Annotated in this window: 5 protein-coding genes and 1 pseudogene; 3 read left to right on the top strand and 3 right to left on the bottom strand. The window is 49.7% G+C overall.

The genetic code is table 11. The features are described from left to right. The 3 genes from WBV75_RS06610 to WBV75_RS06620 all read left to right on the top strand — a co-directional run. On the top strand, positions 1–1,089 hold a 1,089-nt coding region (locus tag WBV75_RS06610; protein ID WP_424119851.1), incomplete at its 5' end, for a rhodanese-like domain-containing protein. Positions 1,090–1,303: 214 nt separating this feature from the next. Continuing rightward, entirely contained in the window at positions 1,304–1,924 is a 621-nt protein-coding gene (locus WBV75_RS06615; protein WP_424119852.1) for a Tll0287-like domain-containing protein, read from the top strand. Positions 1,925–1,969: 45 nt separating this feature from the next. Further along, positions 1,970–2,665: an aspartate/glutamate racemase family protein gene (locus WBV75_RS06620; RefSeq protein ID WP_424119853.1), complete on the top strand. Its 696-nt coding sequence runs from the start codon at positions 1,970–1,972 to the stop codon at positions 2,663–2,665. 1 nt (position 2,666) lies between these two features. On the opposite strand, the gene WBV75_RS06625 is transcribed toward WBV75_RS06620, so the two are convergent. The 3 genes and pseudogenes from WBV75_RS06625 to WBV75_RS06635 all read right to left on the bottom strand — a co-directional run. Next, positions 2,667–3,548 carry a sterol desaturase family protein gene (locus WBV75_RS06625; protein WP_424119854.1) on the bottom strand — a complete coding sequence of 294 codons (882 nt, stop codon included), beginning with the start codon at positions 3,546–3,548 and terminating at the stop codon, positions 2,667–2,669. A 2-nt stretch (positions 3,549–3,550) separates the two neighbouring features. Next, positions 3,551–4,510, bottom strand: a complete 960-nt coding sequence (locus WBV75_RS06630) for a sulfurtransferase (RefSeq protein ID WP_424119855.1) — start codon at positions 4,508–4,510, stop codon at positions 3,551–3,553. Beyond that, positions 4,494–4,736, bottom strand: a pseudogene (locus WBV75_RS06635) (monoheme cytochrome C); the annotation flags it as partial. The gene WBV75_RS06630 and the pseudogene WBV75_RS06635, both read right to left, overlap by 17 nt.

Raw genomic sequence — 4,736 nt, forward strand, 5'->3', positions numbered from 1 at the left:
GGCCATACCATGGAGAGCACGACCTATCTCTTGCGGGATGAAGAAGGTAAAGACCACGCCATTTTCAGTGGAGACACCCTGTTCCTGGGAGATGTCGGGCGTCCTGATCTGGCTCAGAAAGCTGCGGATATGACCCAGGAGCAACTCGCTTCTACCTTATTCGACAGCCTGAGGGAAAAAATCATGCCCCTTGACGATGAAATCATTGTGTATCCGGCTCACGGGGCGGGTTCTGCCTGTGGTAAGAACATGTCTAAGGAAACCGTAGATACCCTGGGGAACCAGAAAAAAACAAATTACGCCCTTCGCCCGGATATGACCCGGGAGGAGTTTGTGGCCGAAGTAACTGAAGGACTGTTGCCACCCCCAACTTATTTCCCATTAAATGTGAAAATGAATAAGGAGGGCTATGAAGACATAGATCTGGTCCTGAAACGGGGTACACAGGCCCTTTCTCCGGATGCCTTTGAAGTAGCGGCCAATGAGACCGGAGCCCTTGTTCTGGATGTGCGCAATGAAGACGACTTCGCAAAAGGACATATTCCGCGTTCCATATTTATCGGCCTGGATGGAAGTTTTGCCCCCTGGGTGGGTGCCCTGGTAGGGGATACCGCTCAACCCATCCTGCTCGTTGTACCTGAAGGCCGGGAAGAAGAGGCAGTGACCCGACTCTCCCGCGTAGGATTTGACAATACCCTGGGATATCTCAAAGGCGGATTCGAAGCCTGGCGCAGTGCTTCTAAGGAATACGATACCGTAAGCCCGGTAGCTCCTGAGAGGCTTGCAGAACTCATGGCCAAAGATGGGGAAATGAAGGTGTTTGATGTCCGGAAAGAAAGTGAGTACCTCTCTGAGCATTTGCTTGAGGCGGAGAACGCCCCCCTGGATTACCTGAACGACTATTTGAGCACTTTCCCTAAGGGTGAGGTTTTTTATATGCATTGCGCAGGGGGATACCGCAGTATGATCGCGGCATCCATTTTAAAGAGCCGGGGCATTCACAACCTGGTGGATATTTCAGGAGGCTTTAAGGCCATAAAGGAAGCAGGCCTGCCTGTTTCTGATTACGTTTGCCCGAGTACCCTCTGATATTTTACCCATTAAATGGCACTTTTTTTGGGTTGTGTAACATAAGTTACTGTGTCGCCGGTACTAAAGTCCTACTTTAGTTTTGTGGTTGAGAAAGCCCAAAAATTTAGATGGTTGAGTTGATTGTTTTTAGTGTAGAAAGCGGCCCCTTCTTATAACGGGCCGCTTTCTTTTTTTATATAGATTGGCCCCGTGTAACAGATACCTGATTCCGATGAAGTATTCCATTATTTTTATATTCCTGCTTATGGCCCTGACCGGCTGTAAAGATTCTCCGAACGCCAAACCTGCTGCTACTGAGACGGGGGTTTCGGCCACAGATCCTGACAAAGTTGTGAAGTCGGAGATACCCTATCAGGATAAAGGGATGGAGTACGCCATGGCCACCCAGGCGGCCCTCGGGAAGGCCCTTCAAAGTAAAATACAGGAAGGGGGCATACAGGAAGCCATTGGCTTTTGTAAGGTAGAGGCGCTCCCCATCACGGACAGCCTTTCGGGCAAGTTTGGGGTAGAAATCAGCAGGATAACGGATAAACCCAGAAACCCTGTAAATGCAGCCAACGCTGAAGAAATGAAGTTTATTTCCAAGATTAAATCGGAATTGGGAACAGGGCAGCCTCCGGAAGCCCTTGTAGTCAGACAGGGAGACGACACGAATTTCTACTATCCCATCCTTACCAATAACATGTGCCTGAAATGCCATGGGAGCCCGGAAGATGATATTCAACCCCGGGTGCTTGGCGCTATCGCAGAACTCTATCCGCAGGATCAGGCCACAGGCTATGGCAACAACCAGTTCCGCGGGCTTTGGAAAGTCTCCTTTAAGGGGGAGTAGGCACAGAGCGTTAAAGGATTACACAAATCTCAAAGAATTAAACAGATGAAAACACTTGGATTAATTGGCGGTACCTCCTGGCATTCCACGATGGCCTATTACAAAATGATCAATGAAGGGGTAGGGGCAGTTATCGGTACACAGGGGAATCCGGAACTCATCATATACAGTATCAACATTGAAATTATGCGGGAGCAGGACCGCGATAAAATCAATGCAAAGTACCTCGAGGTTTCCCGTAAGTTGATGTTGGCCGGGGCAGAAGCCATACTGATTTGTGCGAACACCCCGCATATGGTCTACGATTTTGTACAACCCAAAATCGGGGTCCCCATCCTGCATATTGCCGATGCCATCGGGATGGAAGCACAAAGGCTCGGATTGAAAAAGCTGGCCCTTCTAGGCAATCGGCCCACAATGACAGGTTCCTTTATCCCCGAAGTGCTCAAAGATAAATACGGGATTGAAACCCTGATTCCTGAATCGCATTGCATTGCTCAGGCCCATACCTATGTCTCGGAAGAACTTACCCGGGGGAAGTTTACGGACAAGGCCCGACAGTTTTTTAAATCTCAGATCGAACTGCTCAAAGCCCGTGGTGCCGACGGTGTAATTCTCGGCTGCACGGAATTGCCCTTATTGCTGGATGCCAGTGATGCGGACATTCCCACCCTTCCCACGACAGACCTGCATGCCCAAATGGCTATTGATTTTATCCTCGACGCCTCAAAACAGGGTTAAGTCACCCCTTTTTATGCGGTTTTGAGAACCCGTAGAGGTTCTGGTGCACAAAGTCTTTTGGAAAGTCTGCATCCCCGGGGAAACCCAGTTCGATGGTGCCACTGTCCTCAGGCACGTAATTTGTTTTAAATATATAATCCCACAGGCTCAGGCTGATTCCGAAGTTCACACCGAAAGAGCCCTCCGGTAAAACATAGGCGTGGTGGTAAAGGTGCATGACCGGGTTGTTGAAGACGTATTTCAGGGGTCCCCATGTCAGTTTGATATTCGCATGGTTCAAATGGCCGATTGCAATGGCGGTAAAATGCACGATATAGGCCTGTTCGGGTTCAAACCCCCCGAGAATCATCACCCCAAAAACCTTTAGCGGTTTGTAGAGGACGTTTTCCATCCAGTGGTAGCGCAAATGAGCGGCAAATCCCATTTCCTTAACACTGTGATGGACCTTGTGAAAATTCCAGAGTACCCGGTATTTGTGGAGCAGGATATGCGTAAACCACTGCACAAAATCCAGGACGATAAAAAATACCAGGAGTTGCAGCCACATAGGCCAGGCACTAATGTCTACAAGGGCAAGGCTTTTTGCGGTAATCCCGAAGTCGGAAAAAAGGACCCCCAGCATTTTATACACCCCACTGATTACAATGGCGAAAATGAAGAAGTTGAAAAACATGTAAAAGGCATCCAGCCAAAAGTCTTTTCTGAAGATGGACTGATCCTTCCGCCACGGAAAGGCGATTTCCAGCATCCAGACCACCAGGGAGATCACAATGAGTCCCCAGAAGTAATTCGTATACCAGGGCACCTCAAACAAAATGGATTTCCAGGTCCATTGCACTGTGCCCATAAAAGCGTTTCCAAAAGCGTCAAAATATTTTTCCATAGCTACTGTAAAATTAAAGTGGTACTGTCTTTATCTATCGGAGCCCCTTCCAGGGAGCTCCATTCCAACCAGGATCCATCGTAATTATAGACCCGGTTATATCCTAATAGTTGCGTCAAAACAAAACTTGTATGGGCCGAGCGCACTCCTGAGTGGCAATACACCACTACAGGTGCGTCCTTATCCTCGGGAAGCTCCCGGTATGCCGCTTGTAATTTCTCCGGGGTGAGGAATTTTTTGCTCCCATGGTAGTCCACTGCATCCGCCCAGTCAATATGGACACTGCCCGGGATGCGGCCGGCATTTTGGGAGCCTTTTTTCATTCGTTTCCCGGAGTGTTCCTCAGCGGTTCGGGCGTCTATAAGTGTCCAGTCTTCGCCTGTCATAAGGGAAGCCAGCTCATCCTTGTCAATCCTTAAATGCAGGGCTTCTTCCTGGGGGAATTCAAAGCGGTTGGGGGGAAGGGTTTTCCATTCAGAACCCAGAGGTCCCCGGGCAGCCTTCCAGCCTTGCACGCCTCCATTGAGTAACCGGACCTGGTTAAAGCCATACGTTCGAAGCACCCACCAGAGCCGGGCAGCATTTACCCCTGCCTGATCGTCATAAAGGATAAGGGTGTCTGAAGCGGAAAGGCCAAGATCGGAGAGCAACTTTTCCATTTCCGGTTTTGAGGCCATCATTCCGGGGACATGGTGCTCCTTGTCTTCAATATCACTTCGCCACATGGGTTGGGCATTCGGAATATGTTCCTGTTCAAAAGCCGCCCGCTCCCGAAAATCGATAACCCGGATATGCTCAGACTCCCATTTGGCGAGCAGTTCCCCAGCTTCGATGATGGCCCCGGGATGTGCGTAGCCTGCCTTTTCCGCAACCTGTATTGAGGCCGGTGGGGCAGCTTCTTCCCGTCCGCGGCAGGCACCGACAATAATCAATGCAACCAATAAGCTAATCCTCCAGAACATACCACTCAATATTAGCGAGGTTCTGACGACGCCCTTTTTTACCAGGGGCGTAATAGGTCGCCAGATAGTCTACGATGATATCCTCATTTTTCCCTAAATCCCAGAGGTTCTGGGTTTCCTGCATCCATTTGATTGTCTTCCGCCATCCTTCGGAATCCATGCGGTTTTGGGTCACCAGCTTGGCCGAGTGGCAATTCGTGCAATTGTTGACTACAGTCATCAGGCC

The sequence above is a fragment of the Robiginitalea sp. genome (genome assembly GCF_049588695.1).
In the GTDB taxonomy this organism is placed as follows: domain Bacteria; phylum Bacteroidota; class Bacteroidia; order Flavobacteriales; family Flavobacteriaceae; genus Robiginitalea.

Excerpts from the sequence above, each read along its gene's own strand:
- WBV75_RS06630 (WP_424119855.1), bottom strand. The coding sequence starts at position 4,510 with ATGTTCTGGAGGATTAGCTTATTGGTTGCATTGATTATTGTCGGTGCC.
- WBV75_RS06620 (WP_424119853.1), top strand. The coding sequence starts at position 1,970 with ATGAAAACACTTGGATTAATTGGCGGTACCTCCTGGCATTCCACGATG.
- WBV75_RS06615 (WP_424119852.1), top strand. The coding sequence starts at position 1,304 with ATGAAGTATTCCATTATTTTTATATTCCTGCTTATGGCCCTGACCGGC.
- WBV75_RS06625 (WP_424119854.1), bottom strand. The coding sequence starts at position 3,548 with ATGGAAAAATATTTTGACGCTTTTGGAAACGCTTTTATGGGCACAGTG.